At 60.9% G+C, this 19,654-nt stretch carries 16 protein-coding genes; 6 read left to right on the top strand and 10 right to left on the bottom strand.

The window, feature by feature from the left end; genetic code table 11:
* The first annotated feature begins 80 nt into the window (after window positions 1-80).
* On the top strand, window positions 81-287 hold the full coding sequence (locus tag AGR7B_RS20415; RefSeq protein ID WP_003522527.1) for a NepR family anti-sigma factor: 207 nt from the start codon (window positions 81-83) through the stop codon (window positions 285-287).
* On the top strand, window positions 287-853 hold the full coding sequence (locus AGR7B_RS20410; protein ID WP_065657313.1) for a sigma-70 family RNA polymerase sigma factor: 567 nt from the start codon (window positions 287-289) through the stop codon (window positions 851-853). The genes AGR7B_RS20415 and AGR7B_RS20410 overlap by 1 nt, the downstream gene beginning before the upstream one ends.
* Window positions 854-1,101: 248 nt before the next feature.
* Here AGR7B_RS20410 and AGR7B_RS20405 read toward each other — a convergent pair whose 3' ends face one another.
* On the bottom strand, window positions 1,102-1,572 hold the full coding sequence (locus tag AGR7B_RS20405; protein WP_003522526.1) for an Lrp/AsnC ligand binding domain-containing protein: 471 nt from the start codon (window positions 1,570-1,572) through the stop codon (window positions 1,102-1,104).
* Window positions 1,573-1,748: 176 nt separating this feature from the next.
* On the opposite strand from AGR7B_RS20405, the gene putA reads away from it, so the two are divergent.
* Complete coding sequence (putA, locus tag AGR7B_RS20400) at window positions 1,749-5,423, top strand: trifunctional transcriptional regulator/proline dehydrogenase/L-glutamate gamma-semialdehyde dehydrogenase (protein WP_080857714.1); 3,675 nt, start codon at window positions 1,749-1,751, stop codon at window positions 5,421-5,423.
* 40 nt (window positions 5,424-5,463) lie between these two features.
* Here putA and AGR7B_RS20395 read toward each other — a convergent pair whose 3' ends face one another.
* From AGR7B_RS20395 to amaB, 4 genes are all read right to left on the bottom strand, one after another.
* Window positions 5,464-6,285 (bottom strand): ATP-binding cassette domain-containing protein, encoded by an 822-nt coding sequence (locus tag AGR7B_RS20395; protein WP_080857713.1) that lies wholly within the window; start codon window positions 6,283-6,285, stop codon window positions 5,464-5,466.
* Window positions 6,286-6,293: 8 nt separating this feature from the next.
* Window positions 6,294-7,073: an ABC transporter permease subunit gene (locus tag AGR7B_RS20390; RefSeq protein ID WP_080857712.1), complete on the bottom strand. Its 780-nt coding sequence runs from the start codon at window positions 7,071-7,073 to the stop codon at window positions 6,294-6,296.
* 21 nt (window positions 7,074-7,094) lie between these two features.
* A complete protein-coding gene (locus tag AGR7B_RS20385) occupies window positions 7,095-8,048 on the bottom strand; it encodes an aliphatic sulfonate ABC transporter substrate-binding protein (protein ID WP_080857711.1) in 954 nt (317 codons plus the stop codon).
* Between the two features lie 242 nt (window positions 8,049-8,290).
* Entirely contained in the window at window positions 8,291-9,820 is a 1,530-nt protein-coding gene (gene amaB / locus AGR7B_RS20380) for an L-piperidine-6-carboxylate dehydrogenase (RefSeq protein WP_080858188.1), read from the bottom strand.
* Between the two features lie 202 nt (window positions 9,821-10,022).
* On the opposite strand from amaB, the gene AGR7B_RS20375 reads away from it, so the two are divergent.
* On the top strand, window positions 10,023-10,925 hold the full coding sequence (locus AGR7B_RS20375; protein ID WP_080857710.1) for a LysR family transcriptional regulator: 903 nt from the start codon (window positions 10,023-10,025) through the stop codon (window positions 10,923-10,925).
* Between the two features lie 12 nt (window positions 10,926-10,937).
* Here AGR7B_RS20375 and AGR7B_RS20370 read toward each other — a convergent pair whose 3' ends face one another.
* Window positions 10,938-11,918: a glutathione S-transferase family protein gene (locus tag AGR7B_RS20370; RefSeq protein ID WP_080857709.1), complete on the bottom strand. Its 981-nt coding sequence runs from the start codon at window positions 11,916-11,918 to the stop codon at window positions 10,938-10,940.
* A gap of 104 nt (window positions 11,919-12,022) precedes the next feature.
* Window positions 12,023-12,910 carry a DMT family transporter gene (locus AGR7B_RS20365; protein WP_065657321.1) on the bottom strand — a complete coding sequence of 296 codons (888 nt, stop codon included), beginning with the start codon at window positions 12,908-12,910 and terminating at the stop codon, window positions 12,023-12,025.
* A gap of 384 nt (window positions 12,911-13,294) precedes the next feature.
* Here AGR7B_RS20365 and AGR7B_RS20360 point away from each other — a divergent pair, with 384 nt between their 5' ends.
* Both AGR7B_RS20360 and AGR7B_RS20355 read left to right on the top strand, forming a co-directional pair.
* Window positions 13,295-14,626, top strand: a complete 1,332-nt coding sequence (locus AGR7B_RS20360; RefSeq protein ID WP_078052652.1) for a UDP-glucose dehydrogenase family protein — start codon at window positions 13,295-13,297, stop codon at window positions 14,624-14,626.
* Between the two features lie 86 nt (window positions 14,627-14,712).
* Window positions 14,713-15,735 (top strand): NAD-dependent epimerase, encoded by a 1,023-nt coding sequence (locus tag AGR7B_RS20355; RefSeq protein WP_080857708.1) that lies wholly within the window; start codon window positions 14,713-14,715, stop codon window positions 15,733-15,735.
* Window positions 15,736-15,737: 2 nt separating this feature from the next.
* Here the strand turns inward: AGR7B_RS20355 and AGR7B_RS20350 are convergent, their stop codons facing one another.
* From AGR7B_RS20350 to AGR7B_RS20340, 3 genes are read right to left on the bottom strand one after another with little or no spacing between them, the layout of a single operon-like run.
* Complete coding sequence (locus AGR7B_RS20350) at window positions 15,738-16,784, bottom strand: glutathione synthase (protein ID WP_080857707.1); 1,047 nt, start codon at window positions 16,782-16,784, stop codon at window positions 15,738-15,740.
* A gap of 10 nt (window positions 16,785-16,794) precedes the next feature.
* Window positions 16,795-18,672, bottom strand: a complete 1,878-nt coding sequence (locus AGR7B_RS20345) for a flavohemoglobin expression-modulating QEGLA motif protein (RefSeq protein ID WP_080857706.1) — start codon at window positions 18,670-18,672, stop codon at window positions 16,795-16,797.
* A complete protein-coding gene (locus AGR7B_RS20340) occupies window positions 18,669-19,499 on the bottom strand; it encodes an N-formylglutamate amidohydrolase (RefSeq protein ID WP_080857705.1) in 831 nt (276 codons plus the stop codon). The genes AGR7B_RS20345 and AGR7B_RS20340 overlap by 4 nt, the downstream gene beginning before the upstream one ends.
* Window positions 19,500-19,654 lie beyond the last annotated feature (155 nt).

Here is a 19,654-nt window from a genome sequence, read left to right as displayed (position 1 = left end):
GCAAAAAAAGTTCCGTTCCGCCGGAACTATTTTTTTCACGGCGCATTCTTTGCCACGACGCAAAAGGAATACCGGACGTTATGAGCATATTTCAATCGGACCAAGATCAGCCGGACAATTCGGCCGCCCCCCAGGTTCCACACTCCGGGCGGGCGGTGATTTCCCGTAAGCTCAGGGAGCTTTATGATGCCGTTCAGGATGAAGGCATCCCTGACAAATTCCTCGACCTTCTCGAAAAACTCGATGAAGCCGAAAGCAGAGCCAAAATGAAGGCTTCGGAGGAATGATGGCGAAAGAGCCGGAGCTGACAGAATACAACTTCAAACGGGAAATGCTGGCGGCGCTGCCGAACCTGCGCGCCTTCGCGATTTCGCTCATCCGCTCGCGGGACCGTGCCGACGACCTCGTGCAGGACACGATCATGAAGGCATGGGCGAAACAGGACAGCTACCAGCCGGGCACCAATATGCGGGCATGGCTGGTAACGATCCTGCGCAACGAGTTCTACAGCCAGATCCGCAAATCCGGCCGTGAGGTGCAGGATACGGACGGGGTCTATACCTCGCGCCTGTCGGTACCGCCCGAACAGCATGGTTCAGTCGACCTTCAGGACTTCCGCGCAGCACTCGCAAAGCTGCCGGACGACCAGCGTGAAGCGATCCTGCTGATCGGGGCTTCGGGCTTTGCCTACGAGGAAGCCGCCGAAATCTGCGGTTGCCCCGTCGGCACCATCAAAAGCCGTGTCAGCCGCGCAAGGCTGCGGCTGCAGGAGCTGCTCGGCATCGAAAACGAAAACGAGTTCGGCCCGGACGCGCAGATGACCGCGGTGACCGCCGCTGCCACGGCGCGCTGAGAGCGCTGAATTCGAACAGCGGTGAACGGGCAGGCCTACGTCTGCCCGTTAAGACGATGACAAACGCCGCAAACCTCTCCTCCGTCATGCCGGACTAGATCCGGCATCCAGCCACGGCGCGTCTGCGCCGTGAAAGGACTCTCTCGCGATCAATGACTTGATCGCACTGGACCCCGGATCTAGTCCGGGGTGACGGTGTGCGGATGATACGGCGAGCGCGCGCCTGCCACTGTCTTCGTGTCACCCCTTCAGATGCCGGTTTCCTTGACCGATTGCATAACCACGAAGGTCGAGGTGTTGGCGACGGATGGCAGGCTTGAGATTTTCTCGCCGAGTACCCTTCGATACTTGCGGATATCGCTGGTGCGCACCTTCAGAAGATAATCGAAGGCGCCGGCGATCATGTGGCACTCCTCCACTTCCTTGATCTTGCGCACCGCCGCGTTGAATTCCTCCAGCGCCTTTTCGCGCGTATCGGAGAGCTTTACCTCGGCGAAAGCGATGTGATCGACACCGAGCTTCTGCGGATTGAGCATGGCGCGGAAGCCAAGAATATAGCCCTCATCCACCAGCCGTTTCAGCCGCGTCTGGCAGGGCGTCTTTGAAAGACCAACCCTTTTCGAGAGCTGCAGCACGGACATGCGCCCGTCTTCGCTCAGCGCCTCGAGGATCTTGAGATCGAAGTGATCCAGATCGTCTGTTTTTTGACTATTAGCCATGTTATTTTACGCCAAATCTCAAAAATAAAAGTTCATATTGCCTGTTTTAACCTGAAAATAGGGCCATAGCAATTTCTGCGGTGATGATATTGTCTGCCACAGGACGACAAGCGGCGGGCGGAGGACACGCTGCCGCCGAAGGTCTGTCTTCAACAGCGTTTTCAGGATTTTTCAGAATGGCCGATGGTGCAAGCAACGCCGGTGTAGTGGCGAACGGTATCTTCCAGAATTTTGCGCCGCCGGTGCGCGAGCAAAGCCTGCTGCGCAAGGCGATCACCGCCGCCTATCGTCGCCCGGAGGAAGAATGCCTGGCGCCGCTGATCGAGGCGGCAACGGTGACGGCGGAAGAAACGAAAGCCATTCGCGACACGGCCCGCAAACTGATCGAGGCATTGCGCGCCAAGACCAGGGGCACCGGCGTCGAAGGTCTGGTGCAGGAATATTCGCTCTCCAGCCACGAGGGCGTGGCGCTGATGTGCCTTGCCGAAGCGCTGCTGCGCATTCCCGACACAGCCACCCGCGACGCGCTGATCCGCGACAAGATCGCGCGCGGCGACTGGAAGTCCCATATTGGCGGCGGGCGCTCGCTCTTCGTCAATGCCGCCACCTGGGGCCTCGTCATCACCGGCAAGCTGACCTCGACGGTAAACGACAGCGGCCTTTCGGCGGCGCTGACCAAGCTGATCGCCCGCGCTGGCGAACCCGTCATCCGCCGTGGCGTCGATATGGCCATGCGCATGATGGGCGAACAGTTTGTGACCGGCGAAACGATCGGCGAAGCGATCAAGCGTTCGAAGCCGCTGGAAGAACAGGGCTTCCAATATTCCTACGACATGCTGGGCGAAGCCGCGACCACCGCCAAGGATGCGGAGCGTTATTACAAGGACTACGAAAACGCCATCCACGCCATCGGCAAGGCATCGGCCGGGCGCGGCATCTATGGCGGTCCGGGCATTTCCATCAAGCTTTCGGCGCTGCATCCGCGTTACGCCCGCGCGCAGGCAGAGCGGGTGATGGCGGAGCTTCTTCCGCGCGTCAAATCGCTGATGCTGCTCAGCAAGAAATACGATATCGGCCTCAACATCGATGCGGAGGAAGCCGACCGTCTGGAACTGTCGCTTGACCTTCTGGAGGAACTGGCGCTCGACAGGGACCTCGCCGGCTGGAATGGCCTCGGTTTCGTCGTGCAGGCCTATGGTCGCCGCTGCCCTTTCGTTCTCGACTACACCATCGATCTCGCCCGCCGCTCGGGCCGGCGTATCATGGTGCGCCTCGTCAAGGGCGCCTATTGGGATGCGGAAATCAAGCGCGCGCAGGTGGAGGGGCTGGAGGACTTCCCGGTCTTCACCCGCAAGGTCCACACGGATGTCTCCTACATTGCCTGCGCCCGCAAGCTGCTCGCCGCGCGCGATCTGGTCTTTCCGCAGTTTGCGACCCACAATGCGCAGTCCATGGCGACGATCTACCATCTCGCCGGCCCCGGCTTCAAACTCGGCGACTATGAGTTCCAGTGCCTGCATGGCATGGGCGAACCGCTTTACAGCGAAGTCGTCGGCAAGAAGAAACTCGACCGGCCCTGCCGTTTCTATGCCCCCGTCGGCACCCATGAGACGCTGCTCGCCTATCTCGTCCGCCGCCTTTTGGAAAACGGTGCGAACTCTTCCTTCGTCAACCGCATTGCCGACCCCGCCGTGCCGGTGGATTCCCTGCTGGAAGACCCGGTCGCGGTGGTCAAGGCCTATCCCGTTCCCGGCGCGCGTCACGACCGCATCGCCGCCCCCGAAGGCCTGTTCGGCCCAGAACGCAAAAATTCCGCCGGCCTCGATCTTTCCAGTGAAACGACGCTCGCCGCGCTGGACAAAACCCTGAAGGCGGGTGCTACGACCGAATGGAAAGCGTCGGCACCGCAGGCGGGCGGAAACACGCGCCCGGTTCTCAATCCCGGCGACCATAATGATATCGTCGGCCATGTGACGGAGCCCACCGAATCCGATGTCGAAGCCGCCATGCAGCGGGCGGCGGCCTCAAGCTGGCCCTCCACCCCGGTGGACGAACGCGCCGCCTACCTGGAGCGCGCCGCCGATGCCATGCAGGCTGAAATGCCTGCCCTTCTCGGCCTCATCATGCGCGAAGCGGGAAAATCCATGCCCAACGCGATTGCCGAGGTGCGCGAGGCGATCGACTTCCTGCGTTATTACGCAGCGGAAGCCCGCAGGAACTTCAAGACCGGCGAGACGCCGCTCGGCCCGGTCGTCTGCATCAGCCCATGGAACTTCCCGCTCGCCATCTTCATCGGTCAGGTCACGGCGGCGCTGGTTGCCGGCAATCCGGTTCTGGCAAAGCCCGCCGAAGAAACGCCGTTGATTGCGGCCCAGGGCGTGCGCCTGCTGCATGAGGCCGGCGTTCCGCAGGATGCCGTGCAGCTTCTGCCGGGCGACGGCAAGACGGGTGCCGCACTTGTTGGTTCACCCCTTACAGCCGGTGTAATGTTCACAGGCTCGACGGAAGTGGCGCGGCTCATTCAGGGTCAGCTTGCCGGCCGGGTTCTGGCCAATGGCCAGCCGGTTCCGCTGATTGCCGAAACCGGCGGTCAGAACGCCATGATCGTGGACTCCTCCGCGCTTGCCGAGCAGGTGGTCGCCGATGTCATCGCATCCGCTTTCGACAGCGCCGGCCAGCGCTGCTCGGCGCTGCGCATCCTCTGCCTGCAGGAAGATGTGGCGGATCGCACGCTGACCATGCTGAAGGGCGCGCTGCACGAATTGCGGATCGGCCGCACCGACAAGCTTTCCGTCGATGTCGGTCCCGTCATTACCGCCGAGGCGAAGGGCATCATCGAAAAGCATATCGAGGGAATGCGCGGGCTCGGCCATCGCATCGAGCAGATCACGCTTGCCGGCGAAACCGGCAAGGGCACCTTCGTGCCGCCGACGATCATCGAGATGAAATCGCTCGCCGATCTGAAGCGCGAAGTCTTCGGTCCAGTGCTGCACGTCATCCGCTTCAAGCGCGACAATCTCGACCGGCTGATCGACGAGATCAACGCCACCGGTTACGGCCTGACCTTCGGCCTGCATACCCGTCTCGACGATACGATCCAGCATGTGCTGTCGCGCGTCGCGGCCGGCAATCTTTATGTGAACCGCAACATTATCGGCGCGGTGGTCGGCGTGCAGCCGTTTGGCGGGCGCGGCCTTTCCGGCACCGGTCCCAAGGCGGGCGGGCCGCTCTATCTCGGCCGTATGACCCAAACCGCACCGAAGATCGACCGCATCGCCAGCCAGCAGGATCAGGCCGCAGTCGATCTTGCCCGCTGGCTGGATGAAAACGGCGAAACCGTTGCGGCCGAAGCCGCACGACAGACGGCAGTTCTTTCCGGCCTCGGCTTCGAAACCGAGCTGGCGGGTCCTGTCGGCGAGCGCAATGTCTATGCGCTGCATCCGCGTGGAAAGGTTCTGCTGGTTCCGGCAACCGAACAGGGGCTTTACCGCCAGCTTGCGGCAGCGCTCGCGACCGGAAACGCGGTTGTCATCGACAACGCTTCGGGACTGGAGAAATCCATTTACGGACTGCCGGCAACCGTGACCTCGCGCATCGTCTGGGCCGATGACTGGGCAAAGTCCGGCCCCTTCGCCGGCGCGCTGGTCGAGGGCGATGCGGAGCGTATCGTGGCGGTCAATAAAAAGATCGCCGCCCTGCCCGGCCCGCTGGTTCTCGTTCAGGCAGCGTCAACGGAAGCGCTTTCCGGGGAAAGCCAGCCTTATAATCTCGACTGGCTGGTCGAAGAGGTTTCCGTCAGCGTCAACACCACGGCCGCCGGCGGCAATGCCAGCCTGATGAGCATTGGTTAAAACAGGTTCCGGCGGGGTCTCTGCCCTGCCGGTTCATGCCTTATCCGTTGGTCTCGCCGCGGCCGAAGAGCTGGTTCAGAACCTGCTCTTCCAGCCTTGCTAATTCCGCCGTGCCATGACGGCGCGGGCGGGGCAGTTTCACATCGAGATCGAGCGCGATGCGCCCTTCATCGATGACGACGATGCGATCCGCAAGCGCCACGGCCTCGGAAACATCGTGCGTGACGAGTACGGCGGTGAATTTCTGCTTGCGCCAGATGCGCTCCAGCAGAAGCTGCATTTCAATGCGGGTGAGCGCATCGAGCGCGCCGAGCGGTTCATCCAGCGCCAGGATTTGCGGATGGGCCACCAGCGCACGCGCCAGCGCCACGCGCTGCTTCTGGCCGCCGGAAAGCACATACGGCCATTCGCCAGCCCGGTCTTTCAGACCGACCTCTTCGAGAATTGTAAGCGCCTGTTCCTGCGCCGCCTCGCCCTTGGCGATGCCGGTCAGCCCCACGGATACGTTGCTCGCGATACGTTCCCACGGCAGAAGACGCGGCTCCTGAAACATCATGCGGGTGCGGCTCGAAGCGTCCTTCGACACGGTTCCGGTGGTCGGCGTGTCGAGGCCGGCCAGAATGCGCAGGAGCGTGCTCTTGCCGCAGCCGCTCTTGCCGATGATGGCCAGAAACTCGCCTTCCCGCACATCGAGATCGATGCCGCGCAGAACCGGCTTGTCGCCAAAACTCTTCGCCACATTGCGGAAGCTGAAGGCGACCTTGCCGTCGCTCGTCTTCTCGCGTTGTTCGATTTTCGCCTGCGACGGGAGGGATGGCGGGGCATCCGGGCGTCTCAGCGTCGTCACATTGCCGGTCGACATGGGTTACCTCAGACTTTCTTGAAGGCTGGATGCCATTGCAGGAAGACGCTTTCGAGGAAGCGGGCGAAACTGTCGGCCAGCTTGCCGAGAAGCGCATAGATGAGGATCGACAGAACCACGACGTCGATCAGCAGGAACTCGCGCGCCTGCATGGCCATATAGCCGAGGCCGGACGAGGAAGAGATGGTTTCGGCGACGATGAGCGTCAGCCACATGATCCCGAGCGCATAACGCAAGCCGGTGAAAATGGCGGGCAGCGCGCCGGGCAAAATGACCCGCCGGAACAGCGTAAAGGGCGACATGCCGTAGGTACGGCCCATTTCCACCAGTTGCGGATCGACACCCTGAATGCCGAGCAGCGTGTTGATGTAGATCGGGAAAAACACACCGAGCGCGACGAGGAACAGCTTCGCCTCCTCATCGATGCCGAACCACAGGATGACGAGAGGAATGAGCGCCAGATGCGGAATGTTGCGGATCATCTGCAGCGTCGTATCGGTGAAGCTGCGGGAAAATTTGGAGAGGCCATTGGCCAGCCCAAAGATGAAACCGATGGAGCCGCCAATGGCGAAACCGGCGAGTGCGCGGGCGGAACTGACGCCGATATTGGCAATAAGCTCACCCGAGAGCAGCAACCGCCAGAAGGCTTCCGCGACAGCCGAAGGGGCCGGCAACACATTGGCGGAAATCAGACCGGCACGCGCCGCCGCCTCCCAGCCCGCAAGAATGAGGGCGGGGAGCAGCCAGCCTGTGATGCCGCCAATCTCGATACGCTTTCCGGTGCTCATGGCATACCCTCCGGCTCTTGCTCAGTTCGTCGCGCCAGACCAGACGGCATCCTTGATGCTGATCTGTTTCGGGATGAGGCCGAGACGATAAAAGCGGTCGGCGGTTTCCTGCTGGCTGGCGACGATCTTGTCGTCGATCCTGGTAATGCCGAATTCTGAGCGGTTCGCGGCAAGCGTCTGCGCCTCCAGCGGCACGCCCGTCACTTCATGCAAAGCTGCGGCGACCTTGTCGCGGTTGGCGGCGGACCATTTCGCCGCCTCGCCCAGAGCACCGATGGTGATGTTGATCGTATCCGCATTGGATTTGGCGTAATCGCGATTGGCGAGGAAATAAGTGCTGACAGCAAGCACATCGCTGGTGCGGGCCAGAGTGACCGGCTTGTAGCGGGTTTCGGCAATCGCATAGAACGGATCCCAGACGGCCCAGGCGTCGATCTTGTCGCTGGCGAAGGCGGCGGAAGCATCGGCGGGGCTGAGATACACCACCTCGATGTCGCTGAATTTCAGGCCGTTCTTCTCCAGCGCCGCCACCAGCAGATTGTGCGCGCTGGTGCCCTTGCCAACACCGACCTTCTTGCCCTTGAGATCGGCAACCGATTTGATGCCGCTTTCGGGCTTGGTGAAGATCGCTTCACCCTTGCCGTTCGAAGGAAGGGCCGCGACATAAACGATGGCGGAACCCGCCGCCTGACCGAAGATCGGCGGCGCATCCCCCGTCCAGCCGACATTGATGGAGCCGACATTCAGGGCTTCAACAAGCGGCGGACCGGCGGTGAACTCAACCCAGGAAACCTTCACGCCCTTGGCCTCAAGCGCCTTTTCGATGACACCCTGCTGGCGGGCGATCACCGGCAGGCCGGTTTTCTGATAACCGATCTTCAGCTCTTCCGCCGCCTGCGTCTGCGGCGGCAGAACGGAGAATGCGGCGGCAACAAAAAGGCTGGCGGAAAGCGCGCGGCGGGTGATGGCTGGCATTTCATCTCCTTGTCACCAGCCCCTCTGGCCGGTTCACGATATGGAGCAATGCTAGGGTTTTCTATTAAAACGATAGAGAGACGATAATTCAATATGAGCAATATTGCGGGAATAAAATTCCGCGCAAATGCCTCTTTTCCGCAAATCGTCGCGAACCTTCCCGTCTGAGCCATCGAATAGAAATGCCGGCGCGGATGGAGCCGCGCCGGCATGATGGATCAATTTCTCTATGGAGGACGCGATTATTCGATATCGAAGGAAACGCCCTGCGCCAACGGCAGCGCCTTGGAGTAGTTGATGGTGTTGGTGGCGCGGCGCATATAGGCCTTCCACGCATCCGAACCGGATTCACGGCCGCCGCCGGTTTCCTTCTCACCGCCGAAGGCGCCACCGATTTCCGCACCCGAGGTGCCGATATTGACGTTGGCGATACCGCAGTCGGAGCCTTCCGACGACAGGAACCGCTCCGATTCCTGCATGTCGCGGGTAAAGATCGATGAGGAAAGACCAGCAGCGACAGCGTTATGGTCTTCTATCGCCTGATCGAGATCGCTATATTTCATGACATAGAGGATCGGCGCGAAGGTTTCTTCCAGCACCGGTCCCGCCTGCTTCGGCATTTCGACAAGCGCCGGCTTGACGTAATAGGCATCCGGCGCACCCGTATCCACACGCCCGCCGCCATTCACTACGCCATCATGGGCTTTCGCCGCTTCGAGGGCCTTCTGCATGCCGTCGAAAGCCGCCTTGTCGACCAGCGGGCCGACGAGTGCGGAGGTTTCCAGCGGGTTGCCGACGGAAACGGAGGCATAGGCCTTTTTCAGACGCGGCACGAGCTGGTCATAGACGCTGTCATGCACGAAGAGACGGCGAAGCGTGGTGCAGCGCTGGCCGGCCGTGCCCATGGCGCCGAAGGCGATGGCGCGCAGCGCCATGTCGAGATCGGCGGAAGGGCAGACGATGCCGGCATTGTTGCCGCCGAGTTCCAGAATGGCGCGGGCAAAGCGTTTCGCCAGACGCGGGCCGACATCGCGGCCCATGCGGGTGGAGCCAGTGGCGGAGACGAGCGGCACCTTGGGATTGTCCACCAGAGCTTCACCCACCGCGCGGTCGCCGATCAGAAGCTGCGAAAGACCTTCCGGCGCATCGCCGAAACGGGCGGCCGCGCGCTCGAAGATGCCCTGAACGGCAAGCGCCGTGAGCGGGGTCTTTTCCGAAGGCTTCCAGACCACCGAATTGCCGCAGACAATGGCAAGCGCCGCATTCCACGACCAGACGGCGACCGGGAAGTTGAAGGCGGAGATGACGCCGACGACGCCGAGCGGATGCCAGGTTTCCATCATGCGATGGCCGGGGCGTTCGGTGGCGATGGTGAGACCATAAAGCTGGCGGGAAAGGCCGACCGCGAAATCGCAGATATCGATCATTTCCTGCACTTCGCCGAGGCCCTCGGAGGGAACCTTGCCGGCTTCGAGCGACACGAGACGGCCGAGATCGGCCTTGAAGGCGCGCAGCTCTTCGCCGAGCAGCCGGATCAGCTCACCGCGACGGGGCGCCGGCACATTGCGCCATGCCTTGAAGGCGGCATCGGCCCGGTCGATCACGGCTGCTACACCCTCGACCGAAACGGTCTTGAGGCTTGCGACCTGTTCACCCGTCACCGGGCTGAAGGAGGCCATATCGCCGCCGGTATAAAGATCGCGGGCAACGCCCATCCTGTCGAGCAGGGCCGCGGCTTCCTGTTTCACGTCGAGCTTCGTGGTCGCATCCATGTCCATCGTCCTTTTGGCTTAAAAGGGGAGGAAAGGCCGTTTCGATACGGCGCTTTCAACTCCCGTCACTCTTCTTTCCCCGAATTTGCCATTCGTTCTGTGAAACTGGCGTTTTACACCGTTCCATTCTTTCCCGTAATCATATATGGGCATAATGGCCCTTTTCCAATGAGGAAAGCGGGTAAGTTGATGCGAGAATGGAATGGATCCGCGCAGAAGACTGGTCCCTGACATCGTTACCCTGCAGGCGTTCGAATGCGCGGCACGGCATGGCAATTTTACGCGTGCGGCGGAAGAACTCAACCTCACGCAGAGCGCGGTGAGCCGGCAGATCGGCGAACTGGAAGCGCAGACGGGAATGCAGCTTTTCGAGCGCATCCGCAGGCGGGTGGTGCTTTCGGAGGCGGGGCGTAAATTCCTGCCCGATGTGCGCCGCCTGTTGCAGCAATCCGAACAGCTGATGGTGCGCGCGGTCTCGGCCGGAACTTCACACGCATCGCTTTCCGTCGCGACGCTGCCGACATTCGGCAGCCGCTGGCTGATGCCGCGCCTCCACCGCTTCATCGACGACAATCCGGAAATAACGATCACCATCGGCTCGCGCTCGCATCCCTTCGATTTCGATGAGGAAGGGTTCGATCTCGCCATTCACTACGGCCAACCGGTCTGGGCGCATGGCACCTGCACATTTTTGTGCAACGAGGTGATCGTGCCGGTCGCAAGCCCCGCCCTGCTACGCCGCGCCGGCGTGAGCCAACCGCAGGATCTGACCGGGCAGCCGCTGCTGCATGTGACGACGCGGCCGAAACTGTGGACGGAGTGGCTGGAGATGAACGGGGTGACAGCCGAGAATGCTTATCAGGGAAGCCGTTTCGACCAGTTCTCGATGATCATTGAGGCCGCCGCAAGCGGCATCGGTTTTGCCCTTCTGCCAAAATATCTCATCGAGGCGGAACTTGCCTCCGGCCGCCTCGAAATCGTCTTCGACATCCCCTTGCAGACCGACAAGAGCTATTACGTCGCCCTTCCGGAAGGGCGGCAGGACAATGCGCTGGCCCGCGCCTTTCAGGCCTGGCTGCTCGATCAGGTCGGCAAGCCGGTGTAATCCATCATCCGCTCAGTTCGAAGGGCGGAGGGAAACATCATCAAGCCCCGGAAGATCGGGGCCGACGGGCACGATTCGGGTCGGGTTGAGCGCCTTGATGGAATAATAACCGCGCTTGATATGGTCGATATTGACCGTGTCGCGCACGCCCGGAATGGTCAGCACCCGCATCATATAGGCCTGCAGCGCGGGATAATCGGCGATGCGGCGAAGATTGCATTTGAACAGGCCATAATAGGCGGCATCAAAACGCACAAGCGTCACGAAAAGCCGGACATCCGTTTCGGTCAGCAGATCGCCGAACAGGAAAGGTCCGCCTGATATGAGGCGGTTTTCGAGCTCCTGAAGCGTCGCGAACACATCGGCAAACGCCTCTTCATAGGCGACCTGCGTGGTGGCGAAACCGGTTCTGTAAACGCCGTTGTTGAGGCGCGGATAGATGTGGTCATTGAGAGCATCGATCTCATCGCGCAGCGCTTCCGGATAGAGGTCCACGCTATTATCGGCCAGATCGCCGAAACCGGAATTCAGCATGCGCAGAATATCGGCGGATTCATTGTTGACGATGGTTTTCGTCTTTTTGTCCCAAAGCACGGGCACGGTGGCCCGGCCGGTATAATGCGGATCCGCGCTGGTATAGACCTCGTGCATATAAGTGAAGCCGTTGAGCGTGTCGCGGTCCGAACCCGGATAGTCGCCGAATTTCCAGCCCTCGTCGGAAAGGGCGGGCTCAACCACGGAAACGGAAATCACCTCCTCCAGCTTCTTGAGCTTTCGGCCGATCAGCGTGCGCGATGCCCATGGGCAGATCAGCGCGACGTAAAGATGATAACGGCCGCTTTCGGCCGCAAAACCGCCCTCGCCCGTCGGCCCCGCCGAACCGTCAGGCGTTACCCAGTTGCGGAAACCGGAAGTCTGGCGAACGAAGCCGCCCTTCTTGTCGGTTGCCTGCACCGGATGCCATTCGGCGGTCCATTTTCCATCCACGAGCATTTGCGGCTCTCCGTTCATCTAAAGATGAAAGCCTTATGGGCCGGGTTGCCGCCGCTTCACAAGCCGCGCTTCGGTTGACGCACTGTTTCCGATCAAGGGTGAGTTCAAAGCCGATTGCGGAAAAACGGGTTCCAGCGCACGGTGCCAAGCCTCACCTTTTCGCGGATCATCGTCAGCAGTCCCGATGCGGCGATGACGGCCAGACCCAGCACGGCGACCGCATCCGGATATTCGTGGAAGAAGGCCATGCCGATCGCCACCGCCCAGAGGATTTGCGAATAATGCGATGGCGCGATCTGGCTTGCCGGCGCGATGCGGGTTGCAACCAGAAGGGTGATCTGCCCCGTCGCTGTGCAAAGGCCGATGAAGGCGAAGGCCAATAGCTGGTGCAGGTTGGGCATGACGAATTCGGGGATGGAGGCAATGCCGTTGAAGGTGAGGCCGTAAATCAGCAGCACGCCCATGATCGAAGTGCGCTTTTCCTTGCCCGCAAGCGAGCGCAGCAAAACGATGGTCATCGCCGCGAGGAACGCAACGCCGATGGCGGCAAAATGCCCGAGTTCCAGCGTCTTGAAGCCCGGCCGCACGACGAGGATGACACCGACGATGCCGGCCAGAACCGCCGCCCAGCGCCATGGGCCGATACTCTCCTTCAGCACGACGGCGGAAAGCACGGTGACGAAGAGCGGCGACAGGAAGATCAGCGCATAGGCTTCCGCCAGCGGAACGGTGGTGAAGGCATAGATGCCGAAAATACCCGCGAAAAGGCCGGAGATCGCGCGCCCGTGCACCGCGAAGGGCCGGCCCATACGCCAGAATTCACGCCACCTTTCCTCGCGCGGCTTGCTGAAGAAAATGAAGATGCCGGAAAACAGAATGCTGAAGAAGCCGATTTCGAAAACGCTGATCTGCGATCCAAGCGACTTGATGGTGGCATCGCCCATGGAAAAGGTCGCATAAGCGAACAGACCGAGCAGAAAACCCTTTTGCATTTGAACGTCCCCAAACACCGACCGCAATGCAAAGCATCCCCCGGCCGCGTGGAACGCGACCCGGACGCCCCTTTCAAGGGACAGACAGTCTGGCAGATTTGATCCTCAGCCCTATGGCTAGACCCGGCTACCTATGAGTGCAAGCCGGAAAAACCGCAAAATGACCCGATTGAACACGACCGGTGCAAATGGCTGCAAGGTGCGGCAAATTTGTCCCGCCATGGCCATCACATCCCCGTCATGGAAAGAGGTTAGCCGGTGTTCATCGTGGCGCTTGGCGACGGGCATGAAGGCGGCTAAATATTATCATGCGATTTTCATCCGCCGATTTCCCCGGCTGATATTGCTGCGTTACCATGGCCTCGCTAACCGAAAGGAAAAAGAATGCGGATTGTGATGATCGGTTCGGGTTATGTCGGCCTCGTGTCCGGCGCGTGTTTTGCAGATTTCGGCCATGACGTGGTCTGCGTCGACAAGATGCCGGAGAAGATCGAGGCCCTGAAAAACGGCCATATTCCGATCTTCGAACCGGGTCTGGAGACCATTGTCGCCAACAATGCAAAGGCCGGGCGGTTGAGCTTCACGACCGATCTTTCCGCAGCCGTCGCCAATGCCGATGTCGTCTTCATTGCGGTCGGCACGCCCTCGCGGCGCGGCGATGGCCATGCCGATCTCGGTTATGTCTATGCGGCGGCGAAAGAGATCGCCCATGCGCTGGACGGTTTCACGGTCATCGTCACCAAGTCCACCGTTCCAGTCGGCACCGGCGACGAGGTGGAGCGTATCATCCACGAAGAAAACCCCTCGGCCGATTTCGCCGTGGTCTCCAACCCGGAATTCCTGCGCGAAGGTGCGGCCATCGAAGATTTCAAGCGGCCGGACCGCATCGTCGTCGGCCTTTCGGATGAGCGCGCCCGCCCCGTCATGACCGAGGTTTATCGCCCGCTCTACCTCAATCAGTCGCCGCTGCTCTTCACCACAAGGCGCGCTTCCGAACTGATTAAATATGCCGCCAACGCCTTTCTGGCGATGAAGATCACCTTCATCAACGAGATGGCTGATCTCTGCGAAAAGGTCGGCGCCAATGTGCAGGATGTCTCGCGCGGCATCGGTCTCGATGGCCGCATCGGCCCGAAATTCCTGCATGCCGGCCCCGGTTATGGCGGTTCCTGTTTCCCGAAGGACACGCTGGCGCTTGCCAAGACCGCGCAGGATTATGATGCGCCGGTGCGGTTGATCGAGACCACCATCGCCATCAACGACAACCGCAAACGCGCCATGGGCCGCAAGGTCATCAATGCGGTGGGCGGCGATGTGCGCGGCAAGAAGATCGCCGTGCTTGGCCTTACCTTCAAGCCGAATACCGACGACATGCGCGACAGCCCGGCAATCGCCATCATCCAGACCCTGCAGGATGGCGGTGCGAAAGTGGTCGGTTACGATCCGGAAGGCATGGCGAATGCCCGCCATCTGATGGAAGACATCGAATACGCGGCCGGCCCCTACGAGGCGGCGGAAGATGCCGACGCCGTGGTGATCGTGACGGAATGGAACCAGTTCCGCGCGCTCGACCTTCCGCGCCTGAAGGCGATCATGAAACATCCGGTGCTGGTGGATCTGCGCAATATCTACCGCACGGATGAGGTCGCCGCGCATGGTTTCATCTATGCCGCCGTCGGCCGTCCGCATGAAGGCGGTTCCGACAAGGGCGCATAGAGGTTTCGTTTTCGCCATTTCATTAAAAGGTTTTCTGCGCTTCGGTCAGACCGCAAACGCACCAACGAATTCGGGATATAATCATCATGCGTTATCTGGTTACCGGCACGGCTGGCTTCATCGGCTTTTATGTTGCCAAGCGGCTGTTGGACGCCGGCCACTTCGTGACCGGTTTCGACGGCATGACGAAATATTACGATGTCAGCCTCAAGGAAAAACGCCACGCCATTCTTTCCCGCTCCAACGGCTTCCGTGCCGAAATCGGCATGCTGGAAGATACGGATGCGCTAAAGCGCGCGGCAGAGGCCGCCGAGCCTGAGATCATCATCCACCTCGCAGCACAGGCAGGCGTTCGTTACAGCCTTGAAAATCCGCGCGCCTATATCGATTCCAACCTCATCGGCTCGTTCAACATGCTGGAGCTCGCGAGAAGCTTGCAGGTCAAGCACCTGATGCTGGCATCGACCTCCTCAATCTACGGCGCCAACGAAAAAATCCCCTTCGCTGAGAGCGACAAGGCCGACGAGCCTATGACGCTTTACGCCGCCACCAAAAAATCGATGGAGTTGATGGCGCACAGCTATGCCCATCTGCACAAGCTGCCCACCACCGCCTTCCGTTTCTTCACGGTCTACGGCCCGTGGGGGCGGCCGGACATGGCGCCGATCAAATTCGTCGACGCCGTTTCCAACGGCCGGCCGATCAATATTTACGGGCAAGGCAATATGAGCCGCGATTTCACCTATATCGACGATCTGGTGGAGGGCATCGTCCGGTTGAGCGCGGTCATCCCGTCCGAGGAAAACCGTGTTACGCAGGAAGGCGTCACCGACACGCTGTCGCACCACGCACCCTTCCGCGTGGTCAATATCGGCGGCGGCCAGCCGGTGGAGCTGATGCATTTCGTCGAAACGGTCGAAAAGGCGGTCGGGAAACCCGCGATCCGCAATATGCTGCCGATGCAGCAGGGCGATGTTCCCCGCACCTTCGCCTCTCCCGATCTTCTGAGGGCATTGACCGGTTACGTGCCGCAAACCCAGGTCGAAGAGGGCATCAAGGCCCTCGTCGCCTGGTATCGCGAGATGCACCCGGCCGAATTACGGGAATAACCTCACAGCGTCGCCAGCAGGCGATTGGAGATGGTGCCGCCGGAAGCGCTCTGCATGGTGATCTTGGTTTCCACGGCCTCGATGATCGTGTCGCTGAAATCCATCTCCGTGAGATCGCGGATATTGGAAAGGCCACCCGGCGAAAACACGTTCACTTCCAGTATCTTGTCGCCAACGATATCCAGCCCGACGAGGAACATGCCGTCCTCCACCAGCTTCGGCCGCACCATTTCGGCAAGCGCCACGATCTCATCCGTCACCTTCACGGCTTCCGCCGTGCCATGGGCATGGATATTGGAGCGCAGGTCGCCCTTGGCGGGCACGCGGCGAAGGGCGGCATATTTACCGTCCCGCATCAGCGGACGGCCATTCATCATGAAGAAGCGGATGTCGCCATCCTTGGCGGCCGGCAGATAGGCCTGCGCGATCAGATATCCCTCAAGGCTCACCGCCTCGAAAATCTGGTTGAGATTGGTCTCTTTGCTGGAGCCGATCTTGAAGACGTTCTTGCCGCCGGAGCCCTGCAGCGGCTTGACGATGACGCCCTTGGGGTGCGCGTCGGCAAAGGCGCGAATTTCCTCGACATTGCGCGAAATGATCGTGGTCGGGCGGACGATTTCGGGAAAACTCTGGAAATAGAGCTTGTTCTGCGCGAGCGCCAGACCTTCGGGATCGTTCAGCACGACGACGCCCCGCTGTTCGGCAAGCCGCCCGAACAGGATACCGGCATGCACCGCCCATGGCCGCGTCGTCTGGTCGAGCGAGGGATCGTTGCGCAGCATCAGCGCATCGATTTCCTCCACATCCATGGTTCGCCGCTCCAGCGCCTTGTCCTGAAGCGTGGAATGGAACGTCTCGCCTTTCTTGATTTTGCCCTTCGGCAGCACGGTGGCGTGAATGGTCAGGCTGTCGTCCGAGCGTAATGTGAAATCGCCGGGCGTCAGATAGACCACCTCGTGGCCGCGATTGAGCGCCGCCATGGCAAGCAGCCCGGTCGCGTAGTTCGGTCCCTCTGTTTCGATGGAATTGACGAAAAATGCGATACGCATGAAGCCCCTCCTATAATGTCGCCAGTTCGGCAATGGATAATCCCGCCCGTATTTTTTCCAGCCGTTCATTGGCCTTGGCGGGCAGCAGAAATGCGGGCCTGACGCCCGGCGGCCGCAACAGGCCGCGCAGGGCAAGCTCCTGCATCACCGGAAAATGGGCGGCAGCGATCTTGCCCATCCAGAACGGATCGAGCGCTCCGCCCCTGCGCAGATGGTCCAGCACCTCCGCCAGCCCGCGCAGATAGATCGCATCCTTGGAAAGACCGCCGCCGCGATAGATGCGCAGCACCATGTTGAAGGCCCCGGCCTCATCGAAACCGTGATCGCGGGTCATGGTGCGGAAGGTCTCCACGAAGCTCGCCCCATCCAGCATGGCGGCGCAGCCGATAACGCGGCCGGCGATCAGCCGCAGGCGCTCACGCGTCATGCCGCCGGCCAGATGTTCCGCCAGCACCGCCAGCCCTTCCTGCACGCCCTCATAACCGGAAAGGCCGGTGCGGAAGAGACGCAGCCCCTGAAACGAGCCGTTGAAATAGGTCAGAAGATGCACGCCGATCTCATGCGACAGCAGTGCCTCGACACGGCGCTGTTCCATGACAGTGTGGCGGGAAATCAAAAGCTTCTCGCCCGTCACCATCAGGCCCGGCGGCAGGTCGTCGCGGATTTCAACGCGCGCCTTGAATTCCGGGGCTTCCGCAAGATAGGTCTCGACCATCTCCCGCGACTTCTTGGCGACCGCATAACAATCGACCATGGCGATTTCGCCGCTCTCATCCCTGCGCGGACAATCCGCAAGCACCCGCAGCGCCAGCTGAAGAAGGGCCGGTTCGACAGCGCCATAAAGGGCGCGCGAAAAATCGGTGAAGGTGGGATGGTGCAGATTGGCGAGCATCGTCAGCTGCAGATCGATCTCCTGCTGTTTCTCCCGATAGAGATTATAAAGCACCGGGTCTTCCAGATGATCGAACACGACGGAATAAAGCTTGCGTTTCTGCTCCTCGACATCGACGCCGAGCGGCCGGTAGAGCAGGCGCGGCGCGAACTGAAAGCCGCCATCGCGAAACTCCTCGAAGGCCCGGCGGGCATTGATGGGCGTGACGGAAAGCAGAAAATCGAAGGATGAAACAATATCGTCGACGGACCGGTCGGCGCGCCTGACGGCATCGACGAAAGCCTTGCGCCCCAGCGCCCGATGGCTGGTAACCTTAAGCGCGTCCTTGCCCGAAGCGAAGGATGAAAAAGCCTGCAGGCCGGCATCGAAAAGATCGGCGATCATCGTCACCCGCAGGCCCGGATAATCCGCACCAGATTCCGGCTGGCGGTAGATCGGCGCAAATCGCACGCCGATACAGGGAAAATCGAGGCCGGCTTTCTTGAAGCGCAGAACGGGATCGGCATCCGGCTCCGGCCGGGTGATGCGCGGCGTGCGAAAGCGCACTTCGGCATCGCAAACCGCCTTGATGAAGACCCGGCGGGCATTCTGCGTTTCGGGTTCAGCCGTCGCCGAGACGGAAACCTCATAATGCGGCAGGAAAGGCGAATCGTCGGCCAGCAGGATGTCATGCTCCAGCTCACCGATATCAAGGACCATGAATGCGCCGAAGCGCTGCCGCATGACCGTGCCAACGGCCTCGATCAGCGGCGCTGCCTCCTGAATGGTCGACGCGATCAGATAGGAGGCGTGGGCGGCGGCGATATCGCGGGCGGCGAGATTTTTCGTGCCGCCCGTCAGATGCAGACAGAGGAACGGCAGCGGCCGGTCGATATGCAGACGACCGTCTTTGCCGACATCGCGGCGGATGGCCTTGCCGGCCTCGAGGCAGGACACGACATCATCGACCAGATCGGCGATGGGAGACGGTGCGCTGCGGACGGGAGAGAGGTTCATCGCCGCGACCTCAGGCACTCTTCGAGCACCGGCTGGAGTGCTGTTATCGCTTGGCGAATATCCGCCACCACACGCGCATCCGGCTTTCCCGTCCACTCGTCCATGAAGAATTTCTTGAACTCGATTGCGATGGCGCAGCCATTTTCGGCGAACCTTTCGTGGATGAAACGGGTCTGCTCCCCCTTGCCCTGGAACGCAACGTTCTCGCGAACATCGAGGCGGCGTCCGCCGATGGTCGCTGACGCGAAATGGTGCCCGACCGCGCTCACGATATCGCCCCAGCGGCTGCGATCCATGGAAAAGGTGCCGATATTGATATCGGGCGCCTCCGCCTGCGCCGTCGGCGGCGCAACGGCGCCCTGCCGACGATGGTTATAGCTGTGTACATCCAGCACGACGAAGGCGCCGTGCCGCCTTTCGATTGCGGAGAGCACTGTCTCCAGCATCGCATAATAGTCGGAATGAAAATCGAGCGATTGCCGGATAGCCTCCTGCGTCGGCTCCTCTTTCCAAACCTCGAGCCCCCAGGATTGTTCCGGCTTCAGATAGATCGCCTGATCGGCCGCACGGTTGAGATCGATTTCGAAACGCGAATGGTGAACGACGAGACGGTTCGTCAGTCCCGCGATCATCTCACCGGTGAAAGGGTCTTCCTCCCGCAGCCGCTGTTCCGGGGAAAGGGCGATGAGCCCGGATACGTCCGGTCTAATGCGATGACCGTCGTGAATGGCCGTGCCTATAACCGGTGAGTTGCCGAAATCGATCGACCAGAAACCCTTGTTGTCGTTGTCACCGTGGTGTTCGCCGTCGCTCTGTCTGGCTGCCATGCTGCCTCCCCTGCATCGGGGATAAAACAGCGGGACATCCCCGTTTGTTCCGGTAAAAAATTGCGCGCGATATATTCGGCTTCGGCAACGACGCCGCTGGAAAAAACTGCGGAACCATACGGGAAAGCTCACGTTGTTCCAGCAGGAGGGGCCGC

Source organism: Agrobacterium deltaense RV3, from assembly GCF_900013505.1.
Lineage (GTDB): Bacteria > Pseudomonadota > Alphaproteobacteria > Rhizobiales > Rhizobiaceae > Agrobacterium > Agrobacterium leguminum.
Note: the sequence above shows the minus strand (reverse complement) of the source record. Positions and strands in the feature narration are given on the sequence as shown.

What these genes read in the sequence shown, in the direction of transcription:
- AGR7B_RS20350 (WP_080857707.1), bottom strand. Translation starts at nt 16,784, where the DNA reads ATGCGTATCGCATTTTTCGTCAATTCCATCGAAACAGAGGGACCGAAC.
- AGR7B_RS20345 (WP_080857706.1), bottom strand. Translation starts at nt 18,672, where the DNA reads ATGAACCTCTCTCCCGTCCGCAGCGCACCGTCTCCCATCGCCGATCTG.
- AGR7B_RS20360 (WP_078052652.1), top strand. Translation starts at nt 13,295, where the DNA reads ATGCGGATTGTGATGATCGGTTCGGGTTATGTCGGCCTCGTGTCCGGC.
- AGR7B_RS20405 (WP_003522526.1), bottom strand. Translation starts at nt 1,572, where the DNA reads ATGGCTAATAGTCAAAAAACAGACGATCTGGATCACTTCGATCTCAAG.
- AGR7B_RS20340 (WP_080857705.1), bottom strand. Translation starts at nt 19,499, where the DNA reads ATGGCAGCCAGACAGAGCGACGGCGAACACCACGGTGACAACGACAAC.
- AGR7B_RS20355 (WP_080857708.1), top strand. Translation starts at nt 14,713, where the DNA reads ATGCGTTATCTGGTTACCGGCACGGCTGGCTTCATCGGCTTTTATGTT.
- AGR7B_RS20375 (WP_080857710.1), top strand. Translation starts at nt 10,023, where the DNA reads ATGGATCCGCGCAGAAGACTGGTCCCTGACATCGTTACCCTGCAGGCG.
- amaB (WP_080858188.1), bottom strand. Translation starts at nt 9,820, where the DNA reads ATGGATGCGACCACGAAGCTCGACGTGAAACAGGAAGCCGCGGCCCTG.
- AGR7B_RS20410 (WP_065657313.1), top strand. Translation starts at nt 287, where the DNA reads ATGGCGAAAGAGCCGGAGCTGACAGAATACAACTTCAAACGGGAAATG.
- AGR7B_RS20385 (WP_080857711.1), bottom strand. Translation starts at nt 8,048, where the DNA reads ATGCCAGCCATCACCCGCCGCGCGCTTTCCGCCAGCCTTTTTGTTGCC.
- AGR7B_RS20415 (WP_003522527.1), top strand. Translation starts at nt 81, where the DNA reads ATGAGCATATTTCAATCGGACCAAGATCAGCCGGACAATTCGGCCGCC.
- putA (WP_080857714.1), top strand. Translation starts at nt 1,749, where the DNA reads ATGGCCGATGGTGCAAGCAACGCCGGTGTAGTGGCGAACGGTATCTTC.
- AGR7B_RS20395 (WP_080857713.1), bottom strand. Translation starts at nt 6,285, where the DNA reads ATGTCGACCGGCAATGTGACGACGCTGAGACGCCCGGATGCCCCGCCA.
- AGR7B_RS20370 (WP_080857709.1), bottom strand. Translation starts at nt 11,918, where the DNA reads ATGCTCGTGGATGGAAAATGGACCGCCGAATGGCATCCGGTGCAGGCA.
- AGR7B_RS20390 (WP_080857712.1), bottom strand. Translation starts at nt 7,073, where the DNA reads ATGAGCACCGGAAAGCGTATCGAGATTGGCGGCATCACAGGCTGGCTG.
- AGR7B_RS20365 (WP_065657321.1), bottom strand. Translation starts at nt 12,910, where the DNA reads ATGCAAAAGGGTTTTCTGCTCGGTCTGTTCGCTTATGCGACCTTTTCC.